General features: G+C 44.7%; 18 protein-coding genes. 14 read left to right on the top strand and 4 right to left on the bottom strand.

All coding sequences use genetic code 11. From position 1 onward, the window contains the following. Positions 1 to 37: 37 nt before the first annotated feature. Genes BM003_RS11185 through BM003_RS11165 form a run of 5 tightly spaced genes read left to right on the top strand, consistent with a single transcriptional unit; the run spans position 38 to position 3,702 of the window. Complete coding sequence (locus BM003_RS11185) at positions 38 to 532, top strand: PTS sugar transporter subunit IIB (RefSeq protein ID WP_093673099.1); 495 nt, start codon at positions 38 to 40, stop codon at positions 530 to 532. 2 nt (positions 533 to 534) lie between these two features. Next, entirely contained in the window at positions 535 to 1,323 is a 789-nt protein-coding gene (locus BM003_RS11180; protein WP_093673097.1) for a PTS mannose/fructose/sorbose/N-acetylgalactosamine transporter subunit IIC, read from the top strand. Between the two features lie 3 nt (positions 1,324 to 1,326). Next, positions 1,327 to 2,142, top strand: coding sequence for a PTS system mannose/fructose/sorbose family transporter subunit IID (locus BM003_RS11175; protein ID WP_093673094.1), 816 nt, complete (start codon positions 1,327 to 1,329; stop codon positions 2,140 to 2,142). Between the two features lie 13 nt (positions 2,143 to 2,155). Continuing rightward, entirely contained in the window at positions 2,156 to 2,563 is a 408-nt protein-coding gene (locus tag BM003_RS11170; protein WP_177184758.1) for a PTS sugar transporter subunit IIA, read from the top strand. A 14-nt stretch (positions 2,564 to 2,577) separates the two neighbouring features. Next, positions 2,578 to 3,702 carry a glycoside hydrolase family 172 protein gene (locus BM003_RS11165; protein ID WP_093673090.1) on the top strand — a complete coding sequence of 375 codons (1,125 nt, stop codon included), beginning with the start codon at positions 2,578 to 2,580 and terminating at the stop codon, positions 3,700 to 3,702. Between the two features lie 649 nt (positions 3,703 to 4,351). Here BM003_RS11165 and BM003_RS11160 read toward each other — a convergent pair. From BM003_RS11160 to BM003_RS11145, 4 genes are all read right to left on the bottom strand, one after another. Next, positions 4,352 to 5,305 carry a sensor histidine kinase gene (locus BM003_RS11160; RefSeq protein ID WP_093673088.1) on the bottom strand — a complete coding sequence of 318 codons (954 nt, stop codon included), beginning with the start codon at positions 5,303 to 5,305 and terminating at the stop codon, positions 4,352 to 4,354. Continuing rightward, positions 5,292 to 5,942 (bottom strand): response regulator transcription factor, encoded by a 651-nt coding sequence (locus BM003_RS11155; protein ID WP_093673086.1) that lies wholly within the window; start codon positions 5,940 to 5,942, stop codon positions 5,292 to 5,294. Before BM003_RS11155 ends, BM003_RS11160 begins: the two co-directional genes overlap by 14 nt. Positions 5,943 to 6,044: 102 nt before the next feature. Then, a complete protein-coding gene (locus tag BM003_RS11150; protein ID WP_245734230.1) occupies positions 6,045 to 8,030 on the bottom strand; it encodes an FtsX-like permease family protein in 1,986 nt (661 codons plus the stop codon). 10 nt (positions 8,031 to 8,040) lie between these two features. Continuing rightward, on the bottom strand, positions 8,041 to 8,799 hold the full coding sequence (locus BM003_RS11145) for an ABC transporter ATP-binding protein (protein ID WP_093673082.1): 759 nt from the start codon (positions 8,797 to 8,799) through the stop codon (positions 8,041 to 8,043). Between the two features lie 224 nt (positions 8,800 to 9,023). Between BM003_RS11145 and BM003_RS11140 the strand changes: the two genes are divergently transcribed. From BM003_RS11140 to BM003_RS11100, 9 genes are all read left to right on the top strand, one after another. Beyond that, complete coding sequence (locus BM003_RS11140) at positions 9,024 to 9,350, top strand: hypothetical protein (RefSeq protein ID WP_093673081.1); 327 nt, start codon at positions 9,024 to 9,026, stop codon at positions 9,348 to 9,350. A 219-nt stretch (positions 9,351 to 9,569) separates the two neighbouring features. Further along, positions 9,570 to 9,878 carry a coiled-coil domain-containing protein gene (locus tag BM003_RS11135; protein ID WP_093673079.1) on the top strand — a complete coding sequence of 103 codons (309 nt, stop codon included), beginning with the start codon at positions 9,570 to 9,572 and terminating at the stop codon, positions 9,876 to 9,878. 393 nt (positions 9,879 to 10,271) lie between these two features. Next, positions 10,272 to 12,020 (top strand): sigma-54 interaction domain-containing protein, encoded by a 1,749-nt coding sequence (locus tag BM003_RS11130; RefSeq protein ID WP_093673077.1) that lies wholly within the window; start codon positions 10,272 to 10,274, stop codon positions 12,018 to 12,020. A gap of 1,222 nt (positions 12,021 to 13,242) precedes the next feature. After that, entirely contained in the window at positions 13,243 to 14,286 is a 1,044-nt protein-coding gene (locus BM003_RS11125; protein WP_093673075.1) for a proline racemase family protein, read from the top strand. Then, positions 14,270 to 15,556 carry a proline reductase-associated electron transfer protein PrdC gene (prdC, locus tag BM003_RS11120; protein ID WP_093673073.1) on the top strand — a complete coding sequence of 429 codons (1,287 nt, stop codon included), beginning with the start codon at positions 14,270 to 14,272 and terminating at the stop codon, positions 15,554 to 15,556. Before BM003_RS11125 ends, prdC begins: the two co-directional genes overlap by 17 nt. 30 nt (positions 15,557 to 15,586) lie before the next feature. Then, positions 15,587 to 17,302, top strand: a complete 1,716-nt coding sequence (gene prdA, locus BM003_RS11115; RefSeq protein WP_093673071.1) for a D-proline reductase (dithiol) proprotein PrdA — start codon at positions 15,587 to 15,589, stop codon at positions 17,300 to 17,302. A gap of 23 nt (positions 17,303 to 17,325) precedes the next feature. After that, complete coding sequence (locus BM003_RS11110) at positions 17,326 to 17,514, top strand: CBO2463/CBO2479 domain-containing protein (RefSeq protein WP_093673069.1); 189 nt, start codon at positions 17,326 to 17,328, stop codon at positions 17,512 to 17,514. Positions 17,515 to 17,580: 66 nt separating this feature from the next. After that, complete coding sequence (prdB, locus tag BM003_RS11105) at positions 17,581 to 18,306, top strand: D-proline reductase (dithiol) protein PrdB (RefSeq protein ID WP_093673067.1); 726 nt, start codon at positions 17,581 to 17,583, stop codon at positions 18,304 to 18,306. A 40-nt stretch (positions 18,307 to 18,346) separates the two neighbouring features. After that, entirely contained in the window at positions 18,347 to 19,585 is a 1,239-nt protein-coding gene (locus BM003_RS11100; protein WP_093673065.1) for an aspartate aminotransferase family protein, read from the top strand. The last annotated feature ends 544 nt before the right edge of the window (positions 19,586 to 20,129 follow it).

Genomic DNA, 20,129 nt, shown 5'->3' with positions numbered 1-20,129 from the left:
AACGCAAAAAATAAGACAAAAAAAGGAGGAAACGGTAATGAGTATTGTTATGGCAAGAATTGATAACCGTTTATTACATGGGATCATCGTGACCCAGTGGGCACCAACGTCCGGAGCCAACCGAGTAATGGTAATTGACGACAAAACCGCTAATGACGAGATCGCTAAAGCCAGCATGAAGATGGCCCGTCCTGCGGGGACAGCAATTTCAATTATCACCGAAGAGAAAGCGTTGCAAAACTTCTCAATTGGAAAATACGATGCGGAAAAGGTATTCATCATTTGTAAGACACCAGACATCTTTGTACACCTTGTCGAACAAGGGGTCAATATTCAAGAGCTTATCATTGGCGGCACCTTGGTCAAGCCGGATGGCATTCAGCTTTCTCAACGTGCATATGCGACACAGGAAGAATTGCAGGATTATCAAAAGTTATTAAGTCAGGGTGTTCAGCTTATCACCCAATTTGTTCCGGCCAATAAGCCAGTGAAATTAACCAGTGCGGACTTACGAGACAAGGAAGTGAACTAAGGATGCATTTAACTATCATTGAGATTGTTCTATTAACGACTTTAGCTTTTATAAAACACGTCGATTATTACGGAATTCCTATGATATTTGTTAACTATCCTGTTTTTTGGGGATTCTTCACGGGCCTGCTTATGGGTGATGTTAAGACCGGGTTGATCGTCGGGGGGACAGTTCAACTAATGTCCCTCGGCGTTGCCGGTTTTGGAGGCTCTTCGGTACCTGATTATGGAACGACTGCCATTATCGCTACTGCATTCGGTACATCTCTTGGTGTTAGCGCAGGGTTGGCAGTTGGGTTGCCGGTAGGTATGTTAGGTGTTCAGCTTGATGTTATAGTCAAGATTCTTAACGGTTTTGTTGTACGAAAGTCTCAGCAGTATGCTAATCAACATAAGTTTAAGAAAATGAACGCTATCTTATGGCTGGGTCCAGTTTTCTTTGGACTGTCAGCGGCCATTCCTGTCTTCGTTTCTGTCACGCTTGGTCAATCCGCTGTCAACTTTCTCTTAGAGAGCATGCCGGCATGGTTTATGTCTGGCCTGACTCTTGCTGGAAAGATGCTGCCAGCGGTAGGAATTGCGATGTTACTAAACTATATGCCAACAAAGAAGTTGACGAATTATTTGCTGATTGGCTTCTTCATAGCAGCATTCTTGAAAGTTCCGATCATTGGTGCCGCAATCGTTGGTTTTGCTTTGGCATTCAGTTTTTATAAGCGCGCAGAAAAAGACAATCAACTCAAAACCGCAGTTGCCGCAAACAACGGATCACAAATTGGGGAGGATGAGTAGCAAATGAAGAAAAAGCAAGACAACATTTATGGTCCCATCGTCACAAAGAAGGATCTACGTAAAGCTAATTATCGTTGGTTAATGAGTGTCTGTACGTTCAATTATCAAACGCAACAAGGGGCTTCCGTTGCATACGCGCTATCCCCGATTTTAAGAAAGATTTACAAGCAGGATGACAATTACGTTAAATCCCTGAATAGCCACTTCCAATATTACAACACTCAGCCGTGGCTTGCTGCTATTATCCTTGGTGCCTGTGTCTCGATGGAAGAGCGGCAGGGATTGAAGGCTAAAGACGCTGTCCAAGACTTCAAAGTCGGGACGATGGGGCCATTAGCCGGGATTGGCGACTCACTCTTAATGACGATGATTCCAACTATCATGGGATCGATAGCTGCATATATGGCTTTGGAAAATAATCCGGTTGGTATCTTCTTATGGATGGCTTTAATCGCATTGATCTTCTTTTTTCGGATGCACTGCTTCGAATTCGGTTACAGGCAGGGTGCTAAGGTTATTACTGAATATGGCGACAAGATCAATTATCTGACTGAAGCTGCTTCAATTTTAGGAATCACTGTTGTTGGGGCTCTGGTTGGTTCAGTTATCAGCGTTGCCTCTCCGCTGAACTTTCAGTTTGGAAAAGTTGCAATGAAAATCCAGCCTATGATCGATAAGATTCTACCTCAACTGATACCCGTCCTGCTGGTGTTCATTGCATATCGATTACTGAAATCAAAGAAAATCAGCATGACATGGGTTATTCTTTTGTTTATTGTCATCGCAATGTTCAGCGCAGCATTCGGAATTTTAGCATAAGGAACTGATGAGTATGAAGAAGATTATTGTTGCAACGCACTATACACTAGCAAAAGGCTTCAAAGAGACTCTTGACTATCTAACAGGCTCAGTCGATGGCGTTCAGGCAATTTGTGCATATGTGAACGGAAATAATCAAGAATTAGCAAAAACCATCGGTAAGCAACTTAATAATGACGATGAGTGCTACATTTTGACAGACCTGAATTATGGGAGTGTGAATCAGGCCTTTTACCCCTATATGTCGTCAAAAGTGCACTTAATTACCGGGATCAATCTGCCATTGGCGCTTGAAATTACCTTGGCTGTGAAAAGCGGTCAAGCGGTAAATATTCCTGAGATCATCACTAAAGCAAAATCCCAAATTATGTATGTCAACGCATTTGCTTCTGTATATGAAGAAAGTTCAAAAGATGAATAGGAGTGATTGGTGTCATGGGATTATTTGATGATATTTTGCATTTTCATAATGAACAAAGCAGGACGATTTCATCTGAAAATAAAACTGGGGAGCCCGGTAAAGCCGCAATGAAACCAGGTAAGCTGGGACCTGCGCGGAAGGGTTCTCCGGATATTTCCCTGAATCCAGGTGAAACCGCTATTTTAGCTGATATAAAAGGATCAGGAGAAATTCGTCATATTTGGATGACTGTCACGGATCGAACAACGGCTGGAAGCTTCGTTCTACGTGATCTGGTACTGCGCATCTATTGGGACGGAGAAGAAACGCCTTCGGTAGAAACGCCATTGGGGGACTTCTTCTGCAACGGATTCGGTACGCGCTATCTGGTTAACTCGTTGCCGGTTGTTGTTAACCCGACTTCTGGAATGAACTGCTACTTTAAGATGCCGTTTAAAAAACATGCGCTGATCACCATTACCAATGAACATCCAGTTTTTATCAAACATTTTTTCTACACTGTAAACTATGCTGAAACCGAGCTTACCAATGAAGAAATACTGTATTTTCATGCTAGATGGAATCGGGAAAATCCTGTGCAAAAGGGTTCTGACTACACGCTGATTGATAACATCCAGGGAAAGGGATACTATGTTGGGACCTTTATGGCCCTATGTGCCCTGCAAAGATACTGGTGGGGTGAAGGTGAAGTCAAGTTCTATATCGATGAAGACACTGAATACCCGACGGTTACCTCGACTGGGGCTGAAGATTACTTTGGCGGTGCCTGGGCATTCCATGAACACAAGTTCGGCGAGCTACCGCATGCACTGAACTATTGCACCCTCTTCCAGGGCTATCCATATCAATCGACGAAGGATCACACGCGGGAGCGTTTCAGCGCAGGAAAACCGGATCCAAATCCAGTTCACGCATTTGGCTCAGATGCTTTGCCAATGCACGGACTTTATCGCTGGCACCTCCCGGATCCTATCGCATTCCACAGTCGTCTGAGGGTAGATTTCCAAGACCTGGGAAATGATGATATCGGATTATTCGAACGCGCTGATGATATCTCTACGGTGGCCTATTGGTACCAGATGGAACCCCATACGAAGTTTAAAGGTATGCCAAATCGAGAAGATCGATTGCCAAGGTGATATTTAGTTTTGCCGGAGTGAATGACGTTTATAATAAGGATGAGGGTATGAATCAAGCTGTACTCGCCAGCAGTATTGTACAAAAATCACCTCAGTAATTTGGACTATAGATAAATCAGTAGTCCAAAACAGATAGTAATCAGTATTGCTAATTAAACAATAGTAGAATGAATTTTTAAAGCTACTTTTTATTAATTCATAAGTGTCAAATAACCCCATCTGCAAGTCAGATGGGGATTCCTTTTTAAGACAGTCATTTGATCGAAACAGGTATCCTTGATGTTTTTCAAACTATGTTAAAGTTGGGATAGAAAAATTGTAAGATTAGCAGCAAATCTTTTAACAAGAATTAATACGTCGGTCTTATGTGTATTTACATAGGGATTATCCGAAAGTTCGCCGCTGTGGTCTGCAGTTTTGAGTATAAAAATCTACAATAAACTGAACAAGTGTGTTATGGACATTCGACTTTCAGAAAAAAATAATAAAAAACTTTTTTCACCTGTGATCTATCAATGCGGATATCAGGTACAATCCAAACGGATGTGTTTGGGATTTTTATTTTGATCTGAAGAGCGGTTAGAAGGGAAACTAATCAAATGCACGCAGCTTCATCCCTAGAATAACAGAAGATGGAAAAGTACATGGTTCAAATCATTTGCGATGAGTCTTTATCATTTCTCCTTATCGTCACACTTGTCCCTTTGTCGATTTCCGAATCAACATGAATGCTTAGTGAAAGTCGGTCGACAATTTCTTTTGCCAAGAAGAAGCCTAGACCGGTAGCTTTTTTGTCGCGGCGACCGTTGTAGCCGGTAAAGCCGTGTTCAAACAGGCGTGGCAGATCTTCTTTTAAAATGCCGATGCCTGTGTCGCTGATTTGTATGGAGTCCGGAGCGATATGGATGCTGACCTTGCCTTGTTTGGTATATTTGACGGCGTTGCTAATGATTTGTTCAATGGCAAAAGAAAGCCACTTTTCGTCTGTGGTCCAGGATGCGTCGCCTTCGACGGTTACGCTCAGCCCTTTTCGGATAAACAGTGGGGCGAATTTGCGAACGATCGCCTGGACGAGCGGCTTTATTGGCACCTTTGTAAAACGGTAATCCGTCTGTTCATGGTTCAAGCGCAGATAATGGAGTAGCATCTCCAGGTAGTTCTCTAACTGAAAGGTTTGCTCTTTCATTTCCTCAACTGTAAAATCTTGCGTCTGGCCCATTAAGTCAAGCGCAGACAGCGGTACTTTCATCTGGTGGCTCCACATGCGCACCACGTCGGTTAAGTCCTCATCAAATTGTTTGATTCGAGCGATTTTATTTTCGTAGTATTCCTTTTGTTCATCAAGCAACTTCAGCATATCTTTTTCAGCTTGCGACACGGGTTTCAAGTCAACCTGAGGAACGACTTGATTGAGGCGTTCTTTATGGCGGCGTTGAAATCGGTAATAATCATAGCTGCCGAAAATGACGAGGACAGTTGCTCCAAATAATAAGCTTGACCAGAAGGTACGCGTAGGCAGACCGCGCAGATAAAAGGTCAGTCCCATGACAGCCACGATCACCAAGACCGTATAAAAATAATGCTTTCGTTCACGCCAGTACATAGCCGACACCTCGCACTGTTCCGATGTAATCGAATCCGATGACATTCAATTTTTTGCGCATGCGGGCAATGTTGACTTGCAGGGTATTGGCATCGATGTAGTCATCGGATTCCCAGAGTTTTGCGAGCAGTACGTCTTTGGAAACGGTTTGGTTGGGTTGCTCGAATAATGTGCGTAGCAACTTGGCTTCCGTTGGTGTCAAATCGACCCTGTCCTGCCCTTTTTTCAATTCTGTTCCCTCCAATATGAATCCGTTGAAGGTCAATTGCGCTTGAGAGAAATTGTAGGTTCGGCGCAGCAGAGCATTGATCTTTGCCTTCAATAATTCTACCGAAAACGGTTTTGTGACATAGTCGTCAGCTCCCATGTTCATTGCCATGACTTGGTTCATTTCATCATTAGCCGAACTGAGAAAGATAATTGGTGTTGTTGCGTGCTTTCGAAGTTCAGTTGTCCAGTAAAAGCCGTTAAAATAGGGTAGGGTAATGTCCATTAAGATCAAATCCGGCAGTGCTTCTTCAATTTCTTGGCGGACGCTGCGAAAGTTCTGTACGGAAACAACTGTGCATTCAGTCAGTGCTGACCGCAGCTGTTTCACCATTGCCGCGTCATCTTCTACAATAAATAGTTTTGTCATCAAAAATTCTCCTATAATGAGTGGCTACATTTATTCTACTGATTTTTACGGTTTGGGACAAATACGAAAAGGGTACCCGCAACCAGGATACCCTTTTATTTGTTACCGCTCTACAATCCGATAGTACGCGCGGCTCGTCTGTTTGTAGATAATGTAGTAAATGGCGGCTACGACAGCAATTGTTCCGGTGCTGGTCAGCAGAAGCAAACCAAATCGGGTTGTGCCGAATAAACTGATCAGTTTCTGAATCATGATGAAGGCGAAACCGAAATGGACGATGGCGACGGCAATTGGCATGAAGAACACAAGAAGGACCTGTGAGCGAATGGTTTGCCGCACTTCCTCACTGCTCAAACCGACTTCCTGAAGAATTTCGAAGCTGCGTTTATCCTGTTCCCCTTCAGAGATTTGTTTGTAGTAAATGATTAATGCGGTACCGAGAATAAAGGTGAAGCCCAAGATCAAACCGATGAACAGGAACCCGCCGGCAAAAGATAGGAGTTGCTCGTGCATGTCATCATAACGTTCAAAGGTCGGCGGCATACCCTCAGGTGTTGATTTTTTGTCTTGATTAATGTGCCGAATTGGTTTGTCACCGTTTGCTCGGTAGTCAGACAAAGCAGTTTGAAGAGTCTTCGCATCCGTTGTCGTCATATCCGCGCTGATCGTTGTCTCAAAACCAAGCTTGTTAGGACTGCCCATCGCTTTAGCCGCATCAGCTAAGATCGGCTGAATCTGTTCCTTGTTCGACACAATCAGAATCAGCCAGTTTGATGCTGTCATACTGATCGATGGAAAGTTTCGAATGCCACTAATCTTTGACTTGATTTCGAACGTGTGATTTCCAAACGTCACTTTGTTCTCAATGAGGCTGCCCACTGCCGGATAGGCAATGGCCTCACTTCCTTTTAGATTAATCGTCCTCCCTGTCAGCCGTTCATATGTTTTTGCGGTCATAAAGTTCACGGAGGTAAGATCGGAAAGGTTTTGCTTATTTTTAAACGTTCCGTCTTTCATTGTTCCGATTAAACTGGGCGAAAGTTCATAGGAAATCTCATTTTTTAAAGGTATTCCGTTTTTTTCAGCAACCTGTTCAATGAGCGCGGTGCTTCGCGGCTCTGTCGCGTGAATAGTGATGGTCGTGTTGCGAACAAAATGGTCGTCCAGAAATCCGTTGATACTGGAAAATAAACCGACCGTTGTCGCCAAGGTAACGAAGGTCATCGTGACCAAAATCGTAATGTTGGCGAGTCCGACCGCATTCTGTTTCATTCGATAAAGCATACTTGAAACGGTAATAAAATGCTTGGGTTGATAGTAATAGTGTTGGTTTTTTTTCTGCCGTTTGAGCAGCCAGATGGTAAAACTCATGTAGAACAGGAGCGTACCGAAGATGACAAACAGCACGGCGATAAAGAATTTCGTCAAGGCATCGAGCGGAGAGGCTACTGTAAGGGCAAGGTAATAACCGATCGCTAAAAAAATGATGCCGAGTAAAGCCAGAATGCCGCGCGACTTGGGCTCTTTTTCTCCTTTGCTCGCATTGTGAAGCAGCTCCAGACTGGAGTGCCGATGGATTGAGCAGCTGCTGATAATCATGAGCAACAGATAGATACACGCAAACATGATGGTAACGATCCCAACCGCAAGTGGGCTCCACTGCAAGTCAAAGTAGTTTTCACCAACGAGATGAATGAGGAAAAGATAGAGAAACTTGGCAAGAATAATGCCTAAAATGGTTCCGATAACGACGGTCACAAGGAACATCATCAGCAGTTCCAGAATGGAAATTCGAGCAATATGCCGCTTTTTCAGACCAAGAATGTTGTAGAGACCAAATTCTTTCGTTCGTCTTTTAAGTAAAAATCGATAACTGTAAACCATAAAGATGGTCGCGAAGATGGTCAGGACGATCAAACCTAGGCCCAGCAGCATCGCGAAATTTCCCCATCCTGGCAGCTTTTTCAAACTCGGACTAAACAAAATTGTCGCGATCATCAGATTCATGAGAAACATTACAACACTTGAAAGGCCAAAGGGAAGGAAATTGCTCATGGATTGACGGATATTGCGACTGGCTAATTTCACGTAAAACAACTTATCTCACCTCTGTCCCGAGAAGATTGGTCATCGTCATGCTGATCTCTTGCATGAACTCGGCTGCCTCTCGTTTTGCGCGGTAAAGTTGATGGAAAATGCGGCCGTCTTTAATAAACAACACGCGTTTGGCGTGGCTTGCGGCGATCGCCGAGTGCGTGACCATCAAGATGGTCTGACCGGTTTCGTTGATCCCTTCAAGCAGAGCGAGCAAGCTTTCACTGTTCTTGAAATCAAGCGCCGCAGTTGGTTCATCGGCCAGGACAAGTTCCGGCTCGGTGATCAAGGCGCGGGCGATGGCGACGCGCTGTTTCTGACCGCCCGACAGTTCAAATGGCTGTTTGTTCAGCAGATCGGCAATGTTTAATTTTGGTGCTAGCTTTTCTAAACGTTGCTCCATCACGCGAACTTTTTGACGGCCAAGCACAAGCGGTAAGAATATGTTGTCGCGAACCGACAGCGTATCAAGTAGATTGAAATCCTGAAAAATAAAGCCCAGATGTTCGCGGCGAAACTCCGCCAGCTTGTTTTCTTTAATTTTCGTCACATCATGACCATTCAGGATAACGGATCCTGATGTCGGTTTATCTAGTGTAGCCAATGTGTTCAAAAGCGTTGTTTTTCCCGAACCGCTTTCGCCCATAATGGCGATGTACTCCCCGTCCTCGACGCTAAAGTTCACATCTTGTAAGGCAATTGTTTTTTCTTTACTGAATCGTGTCTGGAAAATTTTCTGCAAGTGATTGACTTGTAACAACATCATGCACGCTCCCTGTTCCTGTTTTAGATGATGAGCTTAGTATACAAGAGATTGCGCAACGCTCCCTTACAGGTCTGACCTCCAGTCTTACAGATTTGTCAGATTGAAGCAAGCATGATGGAGAATGGATCTGTGATCATGGGGTACCGGCAGCTCATTTATGTAGTCACATGCAGGAATCATTTCGCTTCTTCAAGAATAAAGTAAGAGAGAGGTGTTGCGACTTGCAAGGAACTGAAATTCCCCGCTTTAATTTTATTGAACTCGAAGAGGATCGGAAAGCCGATCATAAGGAACATTTCTATTTTGTAACAACAGATGTGGATGAGGCAGTTGAGCATTATCTTCATAAGGTGCGTGAACATCATCCGTTTTACATGACAATCAGTTCGGTTGACGGCCGGATCTGTGTAGCCAAATCTCATGGACTCAGCAGTGACAAGACCAAACCACGGATTATTCGAATGAGTCCGAACTTGAACGAAAAAACATGCAACTATACATTGTATACGAACAAATTTATTAGAACAGTTAAGAGAAAACTAATCTGATATGACTTTTGAGGCGGCCGAAAAGGGGTGCCTCTTTTTTTATTTTCAAGACTTCAGCAATTATTTCTTTTGTCATTAAAAAATTTTTTGAATTAAATAAATTCAACTTGGCTGAGCTGTGAATAATCAACAAAAAAACAGGTAAGAAGGTCTGACTACGTTCTTGCAGGATTCATTTGGCAGCTGTTATGATAGTAGTGCTAAAGGAGGTGCTGAATTATGGCTGAGGAATTGAGCATGATCATGCAGGCGATTAAAGAAGTTGACGCGAACGTCAAAGGCATGCGCGTTGAAATGAACGAGATGAAACAGGATATCGTTGAAATGAAGCAAGACATCGTTGAAATGAAACAAGACATCGTTGAGATGAAACAAGACATCACAGATATTAAACGTGAGCTGAAAAAAACGAATCGGCGAATTGATGAGATGGGTGAGGATTTGTCCGACCAGATTAAAATGGTTCATGATGAATATTGGGAAACCCGTAAAGAAGTTCAGAAGATCAAAAAGAAAGTCGGCATATAATATAGCATTTTTCCTTCTGCAAGTGAACAAATCCGTTCTATCTTGTTAATGATCCACATTTGATTCTTCAATTAGAAAACTGGTAAATCTCATATTTTTGTTTTATTATAATTCAATTTTTTTCCTCGCTTCGTTAGATAAACCTTATTGTAATGGGCTAAACCTGCCTTATTGATCTTCTTTTTCATTTCCTGAAGCACATCATCAAATAGCTTGAACAGTCTTTCAGTACAAGCCCAGTCTCATTCATCATGTCGAAGCCCAACCACTGGTATCAGAATCAGGCTTTTTTGCTGTATCGGGATTCGAAATAATTAGACAATAGTGAATTTTTATGCTTAAATTTGTGGTAATGGTGACCTGTTTGTTGGGATGATATGAGGAGGAAGATCAGTGAACCATCTGCTGCCCGATTTTAACGATTTGCTTCATACGGATTTTGTCGTGACAACAGAGGAACGGTGGAATGAGTCTGCGCACAGTCAACGATTCAGCGTTGTTATTGTACAGCAGCAACCGTCGCAATTTCTCGTGCTGTCTCATCGCAATTATTCAATGGCTCAAAAGTACTGTATTCCTATCAATGAACTAACAGAATTTCGCGCTTACTGTATTCATAGTGATGATACGTGGACGACTCTTGAGGAGAAAATAAAGTGCTGTGATTATGTGGTCGTTATGCGCGATGGCGCAGTGATCGGTTATTTTAAAACCAGCGAACTTGCCTCGCGTGTTTTACAAGCCTATACATATCTTAAAGCCTATTACGATACGATACTGGAGACAACGGACAGTACGATTTCGGTGATTGATAAAAATATGGATACGGTGGTTTGGACAAGCGGTGCGGAGCGATTGTATTCGATTAAAAAGGAAGAAATTTTGGGCAAGCCGATGACTCAGTTCTTTCCTGAAAACCGTCTTGATAATCTTAAAATTCTCAACACAGGCAAGCAATTTTATCATAAACAGCACCAGCCTAGAGAAGATCTGTTTGTCCTCATCAACTCAAATCCGGTGAAATTAGACGGCAAAATTATCGGTGCTGTTTCCTGCGAACAAGATGTGACGTATCAGGCTCAGTTGACTAAAAAATTGACGAATGCAAAAGAGACAATCAATCATTTACAGAAACAAGTCTCGCGGATGGACCGTTCTGTTGATCCGTTTCGATCTATTAAGGGTTCGAGCGGGGCCTTGCAAAATACGATTGATCAGATCAAACAAGTGGGCGCGGCAAAGGCGAAAGTGCTGCTTCTTGGTGAGTCAGGGGTTGGGAAGGAGCTATTCGCAAATGCGCTTCATGATTTGCGAACACTTGGAGCTGCTCCTTTTATTCCGATTAACTGTGGCGCGATCCCCGATGCGTTGTTCGAAAGCGAGCTTTTTGGTTATGAAAAAGGGGCTTTTTCCGGCGCAAACCCTCTTGGCAGTAAAGGAAAATTTGAACTAGCGAAGGATGGAACGCTCTTTTTAGACGAGATAGCTGAGCTTCCCCCTGAAATGCAGGTCAAGCTGCTCAGGGTCCTGCAGGAAGGAACATTTTACTCAGTGGGCGGGACAAAGCTCAAACACGCGGATTGTTCCATTATTGCGGCGACGAATAAAAACTTAAAAGAACGTGTTCATCAAGGAAAATTCAGAGAAGATTTGTATTACCGATTGAATATCATCACGATTACCATTCCTCCGTTAAGAGAGAGAAGTGAGGATATCATCGAACTAAGTCATCAGTTTCTCTATGAATTTGCGGAGAAGTATAGACGGTCATGCACGAGAATTCCAAAAGAAGTCATGATGGCGCTCATCGATTATTCTTGGCCGGGCAACATTAGAGAATTGCGAAATATAATCGAGCGGCTCGTTGTTTTTTCAAGAGACGAAACGTTGAGTGTCGATGATTTACCCGTACAGATTCGCGAATCCAATCACCGAATTGGGATGACCGAACGCTTCTCACATAATCAGCCGTTCGAAAATCAACCGCCTGTTTCGTTGGATCATGCGATGAAAGAATGTCAGCAACAAACGATCAAGAAGGCATTGGAACATACCCATGAAAATAAAAACAAAGCTGCAGAGATTCTAGGAATATCTAGAACAACGCTTTATAACAAAATGCATCAGTTGGGCATTTCATAATCATTAGTCTATTTTTTTGAAGCAAAGGCACAAAGAATCTGAGATCAGGTTCTTTGTGCTTTTTTAACAAGCTAAAAAAAGTATAGTGTTTTGCCTTGTCGGTACGACGATAAGGTCATAAGATTCGGTTGGGCGATCAGGTAAGCGCCCAATCCGAGAAATAAACGGAAAAATTCCGCTTAATTACAAAATGAATGAAAAAATTGCTTAAATAGACGGAGAAATTCCGCTTATCGAATCGAAAAATGTGAAAATGGAGGGTTTTTCTATGATTAACCGGAAAAATTACCCTTATTTACCTGCGAAACAAGCGCCAGGATGCATATAAGCGGAAAATCTCCGCTTATTTTACTCCGGCCGCGTTACTTAATTAAGGATCCAAATGATTTATTAGAAAACTTGGCTTCGCCAAGCCCCTGGCGAAGGCGAAGACTTAGTTGCGCTTACACTCGTTTCCTTGAATCTCTAATTTTTTTATACTTTTTTATCAGTGTTAGAAAACTTGGCTTCGCCAAGCCTCTGGCGAAGGCGAAGACTTAGTTGCGCTTACACTCGTTTCCTTGAATCTTTAATTTTTTTATACTTTTTTATCAGTGTTAGAAAACTTGGCTTCGCCAAGCCTCTGGCGAAGGCGAAGACTTAGTTGCGACGGCCATGGACGGCCTAGTGTCCGGTGAGTCGCAGGACGCGGCGTTTTTTCGGACCGCTTACACTCGTTTCCTTTAAATGTTTTCTTATACTTTCCTACCAGTGTGAACTAGAAATGTCTGTTCAAGACAAGATTGATGATTCAAAATGTTATTTGGAGCAAAGAAACGTTCGTATGTAAGGAGCCTTCGCTAAGTGGAATGGAACTTTCGCTATAAAGAGGAGCTTTCGCTAAGTACGCATACGTCCTGTATGCAACGCGAAAGTCATCACATCCTGCGGAAGTAGGGACCGGGCGATCTTTGCCCGGTTTTTCCTACTATTTTAATGTCGTATTATCTTACAAAATAATTTTTTTTGATGATCATCACAGCTTTCATGACACAAAAGTTAACAACGATGTGTCATTATTTTGAAACATGTATCAAAATCGGAACACTGTTTTCCGATTTTTTGTACAATTCAGTTCATTTATTGCGCTTTTTCATTTGGCACGTTTCTTGCTTAGAGTAATATAACCATGTTTTTTTAACACCTGGTAACTTGTGATTCTAACAGGAAAGGAGTCGATCAGATGGAGTGCTGCAAAAGCCTGTTCGCTATTGATTCTCACACTTTGGGCGAACCGACCAGAATTATTGTGAGCGGTTTTCCCGAAGTGGACGGCGGATCCATGATGGAAAAGAAAAGAAATTTGCAGAAGAACTATGATCATCTTCGTCGCGCCATCATTGACGAACCCCGTGGGCATCGCAATATGTTCGGAGCTATTCTCATGAAACCAACGCGCAAGGAAGCGGATCTTGGCGTCGTGTTCATGGACAGCGGCGGCTACCTTAACATGTGCGGCCATGGTTCGATCGGTGTGGCCACCGTTGCAGTTGCTCGAGGACTTGTTCCCGTCACGGAACCCTATACACAGGTTGTGCTTGAGTCGCCGGCAGGCCTGATTCAGACGAAAGTTAAGGTGGAGCGTGGCAAAGTGAAAGAGACAACAATTGTCAATGTTCCCTCTTTCCTGTTTAAAAAAGATGCTGAAATCACGATACCGGGGTGGGGAGCGATCAAATTAGACATTGCGTTTGGCGGTAACTTTTTTGCCCTTGTTGATACGCGAAAGGTCGGTATTCCAATGGATCAGAGTCGCTTAAGTCAATTTATAGAGATCGGGGCTGCGGTCCGTGCGGCGGTTAATCAGCAGGTTCAAGCTGTCCATCCCATCCAAGGTGATATCTGTTCTGTTGACCTGGTTGAATTTTTCCAAACGAATCAGGAAGCGAAGACAATGAGAAATGTTGTTGTTTTCGGTGACAATCAGGTCGATCGTTCTCCATGCGGTACGGGCACAAGTGCCAAAATTGCCTCGCTTTGCGCGAGAAATAAATTGATGATCGGTGAGTCTTTTGTCAGTGAGAGTATCACAGGGACAAAATTTACCGGTCGAGCAGTGAGGCGCACGATGGTCGGCAGCTTTGCGGCGATCATTCCGGAAATCACCGGACGGGCTTATTTGACGGGTGAAAATAAACTTCTTTTTGATCATGAAGATCCATTTGAATTTGGTTTTAGTTTGCAAGAAACACAGGGAAGGAGCGACCGCGTTGAATCGAGACTATAAGCTCCTTCTAAAACAGCACATTGGAAAACCGGATAGTCCCTGCGTGCAAGAGGGAGATTGGGTCGAGCGAGGGGAACGCATCGCGCTTGCTGACGGCAGAGGAGCTGATCTGCATGCAAGTGTTTCAGGCACGGTGATTGAGGTCAATTCAGAGGATATCGTTATCCGTGGGAAAAAGCCGGAGCATGATTTATTTAGGCAGCTTCCACCCGGAGAACTCAGGGAACGCATTCGTTCTGCCGGGATTGTCGGTATGGGCGGCGCAGGATTTCCTACCGGAATCAAGCTAAGTCAGGAGATTAGCGGCGGGACAGTGATTGCGAACGCCGCGGAATGTGAACCGATTCTGAATCACAATGTGACACAAATTGAGGCAAATCCTGATGAGGTATACCGTGGTCTAGTTTACGCCATGGAAGCGGTCGGCGCGGCAAGCGGCATCATTGCGATTAAAGCGAAGCATCGACAAGCCATAGCTCAACTAGAAAAGGTGATCCGGGATGAGCGTATTACCGTATTCCCGTTGCGCGATCTGTATCCGATTGGTGAAGAACGCGCGTTAATTCGCGATACTCTTGGCATTCTTCTTCCGCCTGAGGCTCGTGCGATCACCGCGAATACGATCATCATCAATACGGAAACCCTGTCGCGCGTTACGCAGGCTGTGGAGCTCGGACGTCCTGTTCTCTCGAAAAATATTACGGTTGCCGGCAGATTGCGCGGCGGACCAAAGGCTCAAGTTCTCATGGATGTACCCATTGGCACGCGTGTTGGTGATTTGATTGAAGCTGCCGGCGGTATAGACGGCGACTACGGGGAAATCATTATGGACGGTCCGTTCATGGGACACAGCGTTACGCAGGATGATGTGGTAACGAAAACGACCGGCGGCATTATCGTGACGATGCCTTTTCTTCAGGCAAAATCTCCCCTTGGCTTATTGGTTTGCGCATGCAGTGCGAGTGAAGCGCGCATGCGCGAGTTGGCGAAAAAAATGGGAGCAGAGGTTGCCGGAGTCGAGGTGTGCAAGCATGCGGTTTATGCGCGCGGCTCGCTGAAATGCCGAAATCCCGGCGTTTGTCCCGGTCAGGCAGATCGCGTGCTTCGGCTGAGAAAAGCCGGTGCCGGATCGCTGCTCATCGGCAACTGCAGCGATTGCAGCAATACGGTGATGTCACTGGCACCGAAATTACATATTCCGGTGCATCATGTGACAGACAATGCGATGCGTGCCATGAATTTGCATCTGATTCGTAAATTGCAAAAATAAAATTCATTTTTTTCATAAAGGAGAATTCACATGTCCATTACTTTTGAAACAGCCAAGCAGCATCAGAATGATCCAGCAGTCCTCTGTTGTTTAAGAACAAAAGGTACGATTATCTCCGCTTCTGATTTGGAAGATCCATCTATTTTTCCTGATCTGGAAGAATCTGGTCTTCTGAACATTCCGGAACACGGACTCACAATTGGTCAGGTATTGGGCGCGACACTGGAGCGGGATGCGGATTCCATGACACCTCTTACTCCTGAACTGGTCAGTCATATTTCGGAAAATCAAATGGATGAATTGGAATCAGAAAAAATAACGACATCCCCAAACACAGGTGAAGATCCAACTCATGAAACGCAGGTAATCCGTTTCAACATTGATAAGCTCGTCGGACAGATTGAGTTGCCACCGGGACTCAACGTGAACGCCCTGCCTTTTGCAACAACAGCGAGTAAAAAGGCGGAGGATAAAGTCATTCGTACCTTAACGCAGAGAGCGTATCCGGTTGACCAGGTTTGCGTGGGAGCGGAAACTTCATTTCAAGATAAGGTACTGACTATTCGTGAAGCGTTATGCGAGGAATCGCTAAAGGCAGATCCTTTAGTCAAGAATGTTGAACTGGACATTATTCGCCCCGAAGACCGTCATATTTATTCCAATACGATTATGGATGTGATTCCGATCGCCACAAAGGTCGAGGGAATCCTTGGCGAGGGCGTAACCCATGTGATGAACGGCGTCATTGTTGTTCTGACCGGTGTTGATGAAAAAGGTATTCAGGTTCATGAATTTGGTTCCTGCGAAGGTTATTTGGATGAAAAGATTCGTTTTGGCCGCCCAGGCAGTCCGGATTCTGAAGATATTATGATTCGCGTCAATGTGACTGTCCAAGAAAATACCGGAATGGAACGCCGTGGGCCTTTTGCGGCACACAAGGCCTGTGATTCCATTATTCAGGAAATTCGTGATGTCTTAAAAGACGCTCCGGCTGACGCGTCAACGGATCAGAAAGTATTCCGCGATTGGAAAAAATCCGGCAAGCCTCGTGTGATTCTTGTTAAAGAAATTATGGGGCAGGGGGCCATGCATGATAATGTGCTGCTTCCTAGCGAACCTGCAGGAGTCATCGGCGGCCGGCGAAATGTTGATCTTGGAAATGTACCCGTTGTGCTTTCGCCGAATGAGGTCCGTGACGGCGGCATTCATGCGTTGACCTGTATCGGACCGGCGACCAAGGAAGTCACCCGCCACTATTTCCGTGAACCGCTTGTTAATCTGATGGCTGAAGACGAGGAAATCAATCTGGCAGGGGTTGTCTTTATCGGCAGCCCGCAAGTGAATGATGAAAAGTCCTATGTTTCCGCTCGGCTCGGCGCGCTCGCCGAAGCACTCGACGTCGAAGGTGCCATCGTTACGACAGAAGGCTTCGGAAACAACCACATTGACTTTGCGGGAAATATTGAGCAAATTGGCCGCCGAGGTATCAAGGTTGTCGGTGTTTCCTTCTGCGCTTATCAAGGACAATTGGTTGTTGGCAATAAATACATGGATGCAATGGTTGAACTTAATAAGGACCCGGAAGGCTTTGAAAATGAAATTCTTGCCGACAGTACCATTTGCCCGACAGACGCTGAGCGGGCGTTGATAATGTTGAAAACGAAAATGGCCGGTGTTCCAATTGAACCGGCGAACCGCAAATGGTCTCAGGAAGTGATCGACGCAAACGAGCAATTGATGTCATAAAGGGAAAAGGATGTGCGAGCAGTATGGATTATGAACTGACACCTAAGCTTTTGCCGGGAACCATTCTCGAAGTTACCGAACGTGATGTTAAAGTCACGTTGAAGGGGCGTATGGGAATCATTCAAGTGCCGTTAAGATCTGTTATCTCAGATCATGCGCTGCAAGTGGGACAGACGATCCAAGTTTATCTTAGTTATATTCAGGTTGTTTAAGTAAGTCCGGGGATTCGGGCATGCCTTTTCGACAACGAAATCAACTTTTTAAGGGGGACATAAACGATGTCATTAACAACAGTAAGAGGACTCAAATCTGAAATCTTTGTTCCGATTACGCCTTCACTGGTGTGGGCGTCGCTCGACAAACCATTGAGCGAATGCACCGTTGCTTTTTGCACGGCAGGCGGTGTGCATTTGAAATCACAAAAACGATTCAATCTCTCTGGTGATTACTCATTCCGGGAAATCCCGTCCGATACGCCGGCCTCAGGACTGATGGTCAGCCATGGCGGATTTGATAACAGCGATGTGAATAAGGATATAAATTCGATGTTTCCTATCGACCGGCTTCACGAACTTGAACAAGAGGGCTTTATCGGCAAAGTCGCACCGGTACTGTTTGGTTTTATGGGCGGTGGCGGCAACGTGAATAAATTTAAAGAGGAAACCGGTCCCGCTATTGCGCAGATATTAAAAAGAGAAGGCGTTGACATCGCGGTGTTTACGGGAGGCTGCGGGACCTGTCATCGTTCCGCAACGCTAGTGCAGCGTGCGGTCGAAGCAGTCGGCATTTCCACGATCATTATTGCCGCGCTTCCGCCCATTGCCAAGCAGCAGGGGGCACCGCGTATCACTGCGCCACATGTGCCGATTGGATCGAATGCCGGAGAACCCAATAATATCGCCATGCAGACAGCTATTTTAAAAGATACGTTGGTTCAGGTCGAGGAAATGAAGACATTTGGGCAAATGAAAACCTTGCCTTATGAATACCGACAGAATGTCTGAAAATAATTGAGTTTAATTTGAAGAGTGAAGGAGAGGTATCATGAAACTATCCGATGTGCAAAAGACGCCTGAAGAAATTAAGGCACTGACAAAAAAATATATGATTGAGACCTATGAGCGGTATGATTTTGTTGCTCAAAGTGCCAAAGGGATGTACCTGTATGGTGAAAACGGCGAAGCTTATCTGGATTTCTACGGCGGTATTGCAGTCAATAGCGCGGGAAACTGCAATGAGAAAGTCGTCGCGGCGGTTCGCGATCAGGTTGGCGATATCATGCATACCTTCAACTATCCTTATACTGTTCCTCAAGCACTGCTTGCCGAATTAGTTTGTCAAACCTTGCAGATGGATAAAATCTTCTTCCAGAGTACAGGGACCGAAGCGAATGAAGCGATGATCAAGATGGCGCGCAAATACGGTGTCGATAACTATGGCCCGAATAAGTATCACATCATTACAGCAAAGGGAAGCTTTCATGGCAGAACCTACGGGGCGATGTCCGCAACCGGCCAGCCGGATAATGCCTGCCAGATCGGATTCAAACCGGTAGTTCCCGGTTTCAGTTATGCCGAATTCAATAATGTTGATGATTTTCGAGCAAAAGTTACGGAGGACACGATTGCGATTATGCTTGAGCCGATTCAAGGTGAAGGCGGTGTGACCCCTGCGACTCCGGAATTCATGGACGATATCGTTGCGTTATGCAAGGAAAAAGGACTTCTGCTGTTGTTTGATGAGGTGCAGTGCGGATGGTGCCGGAGCGGGAAAACGATGGCCTATATGGACTATGGCGTCAAACCGGATATTGTTTCGATGGCGAAAGCGATGGGCGGCGGCATGCCGATATCTGCGATCTGTGCTTCCGAAGAAGTATCCAAGGCTTTCTCGATGGGATCACACGGAACGACCTTCGGCGGCAACCCGGTATGCTGCGCAGCGGCTTACGCCGAAATTAAAGAACTATTGGATCGGGATCTCGCCGGCAATGCCGAAAAGGTTGGGGGTTATCTGGTAGAAAAATTAAAGACGATCCCTCATGTTAAGGAAGTGAGAGGCAAGGGTCTGATGATCGGTATCGAATTTGACGCATCAATTGGTCACAATGTGAAACACGAATGTTTTGATCGGAAAATGCTGGTCACACTCATCGGAGACCGCATTATTCGGTTGATCCCGCCACTCATTGCAACCAAAGAGGATTGCGATCAGGCGTATGCGATTCTGCGAGACGCCGCTATCGCTGCAACAAACGTGATGAGCGATCAGGGGGTAATGTAAACCCTCATGATTTGTTTGGTCCGGTTGCCTGTCATGTCTCCCCTTGTTATCTTCATCTTAGATTGAAACGATAGGGTATTAGAGCAGCGATCGCAAATGTTTCAGATGCTTTAGCAAAATAGTGAATCATGTACGTTTATGCATACAAATAAGGCAGAAATATTTATTTCTGCCTTATTTGTATTTTTAACAAGTGAAGAAAGTGTTTGATTTTCGCCAAAGCAAAAGGTTGTGAACCAAACGCGCAGGTGCGAGACTCCTACGGAGCTTCTCTGTTGATCGCGAGTCAAAGAAGACCATTTGTTTGAGGAGGCTACCGGACTGCCCGCGGCCGTGCTCAGTTGATCGCGAGCAACCGGAGCAACGATTCATAGGTACCGTAGAAGACCCAAATCAATGCTATATAAACAAGGAACGTTCGCTAAATACGCATGCGTCCTGTATGCAAAGCGTATGCCACCGCTGTGATAAAGTGCCATATATATACGTATAAAAGTTTAACGTTTTGCCTTGCTGGTACGACGATAAGGTTATAAGATTCGGT

Source organism: Sporolactobacillus nakayamae, from assembly GCF_900113325.1.
GTDB classification, from domain to species: Bacteria; Bacillota; Bacilli; order Bacillales; family Sporolactobacillaceae; genus Sporolactobacillus; species Sporolactobacillus nakayamae.
This window is presented reverse-complemented; position numbering and strand designations above follow the sequence as displayed.

Coding starts and splice junctions, on each gene's coding strand:
- BM003_RS11180 (WP_093673097.1), top strand. CDS start 535: ATGCATTTAACTATCATTGAGATTGTTCTATTAACGACTTTAGCTTTT.
- BM003_RS11170 (WP_177184758.1), top strand. CDS start 2,156: ATGAAGAAGATTATTGTTGCAACGCACTATACACTAGCAAAAGGCTTC.
- BM003_RS11185 (WP_093673099.1), top strand. CDS start 38: ATGAGTATTGTTATGGCAAGAATTGATAACCGTTTATTACATGGGATC.
- prdB (WP_093673067.1), top strand. CDS start 17,581: ATGTCATTAACAACAGTAAGAGGACTCAAATCTGAAATCTTTGTTCCG.
- BM003_RS11160 (WP_093673088.1), bottom strand. CDS start 5,305: ATGTACTGGCGTGAACGAAAGCATTATTTTTATACGGTCTTGGTGATC.
- BM003_RS11175 (WP_093673094.1), top strand. CDS start 1,327: ATGAAGAAAAAGCAAGACAACATTTATGGTCCCATCGTCACAAAGAAG.
- BM003_RS11165 (WP_093673090.1), top strand. CDS start 2,578: ATGGGATTATTTGATGATATTTTGCATTTTCATAATGAACAAAGCAGG.
- BM003_RS11155 (WP_093673086.1), bottom strand. CDS start 5,942: ATGACAAAACTATTTATTGTAGAAGATGACGCGGCAATGGTGAAACAG.
- BM003_RS11135 (WP_093673079.1), top strand. CDS start 9,570: ATGGCTGAGGAATTGAGCATGATCATGCAGGCGATTAAAGAAGTTGAC.
- BM003_RS11100 (WP_093673065.1), top strand. CDS start 18,347: ATGAAACTATCCGATGTGCAAAAGACGCCTGAAGAAATTAAGGCACTG.
- BM003_RS11145 (WP_093673082.1), bottom strand. CDS start 8,799: ATGTTGTTACAAGTCAATCACTTGCAGAAAATTTTCCAGACACGATTC.
- BM003_RS11125 (WP_093673075.1), top strand. CDS start 13,243: ATGGAGTGCTGCAAAAGCCTGTTCGCTATTGATTCTCACACTTTGGGC.
- prdA (WP_093673071.1), top strand. CDS start 15,587: ATGTCCATTACTTTTGAAACAGCCAAGCAGCATCAGAATGATCCAGCA.
- BM003_RS11110 (WP_093673069.1), top strand. CDS start 17,326: ATGGATTATGAACTGACACCTAAGCTTTTGCCGGGAACCATTCTCGAA.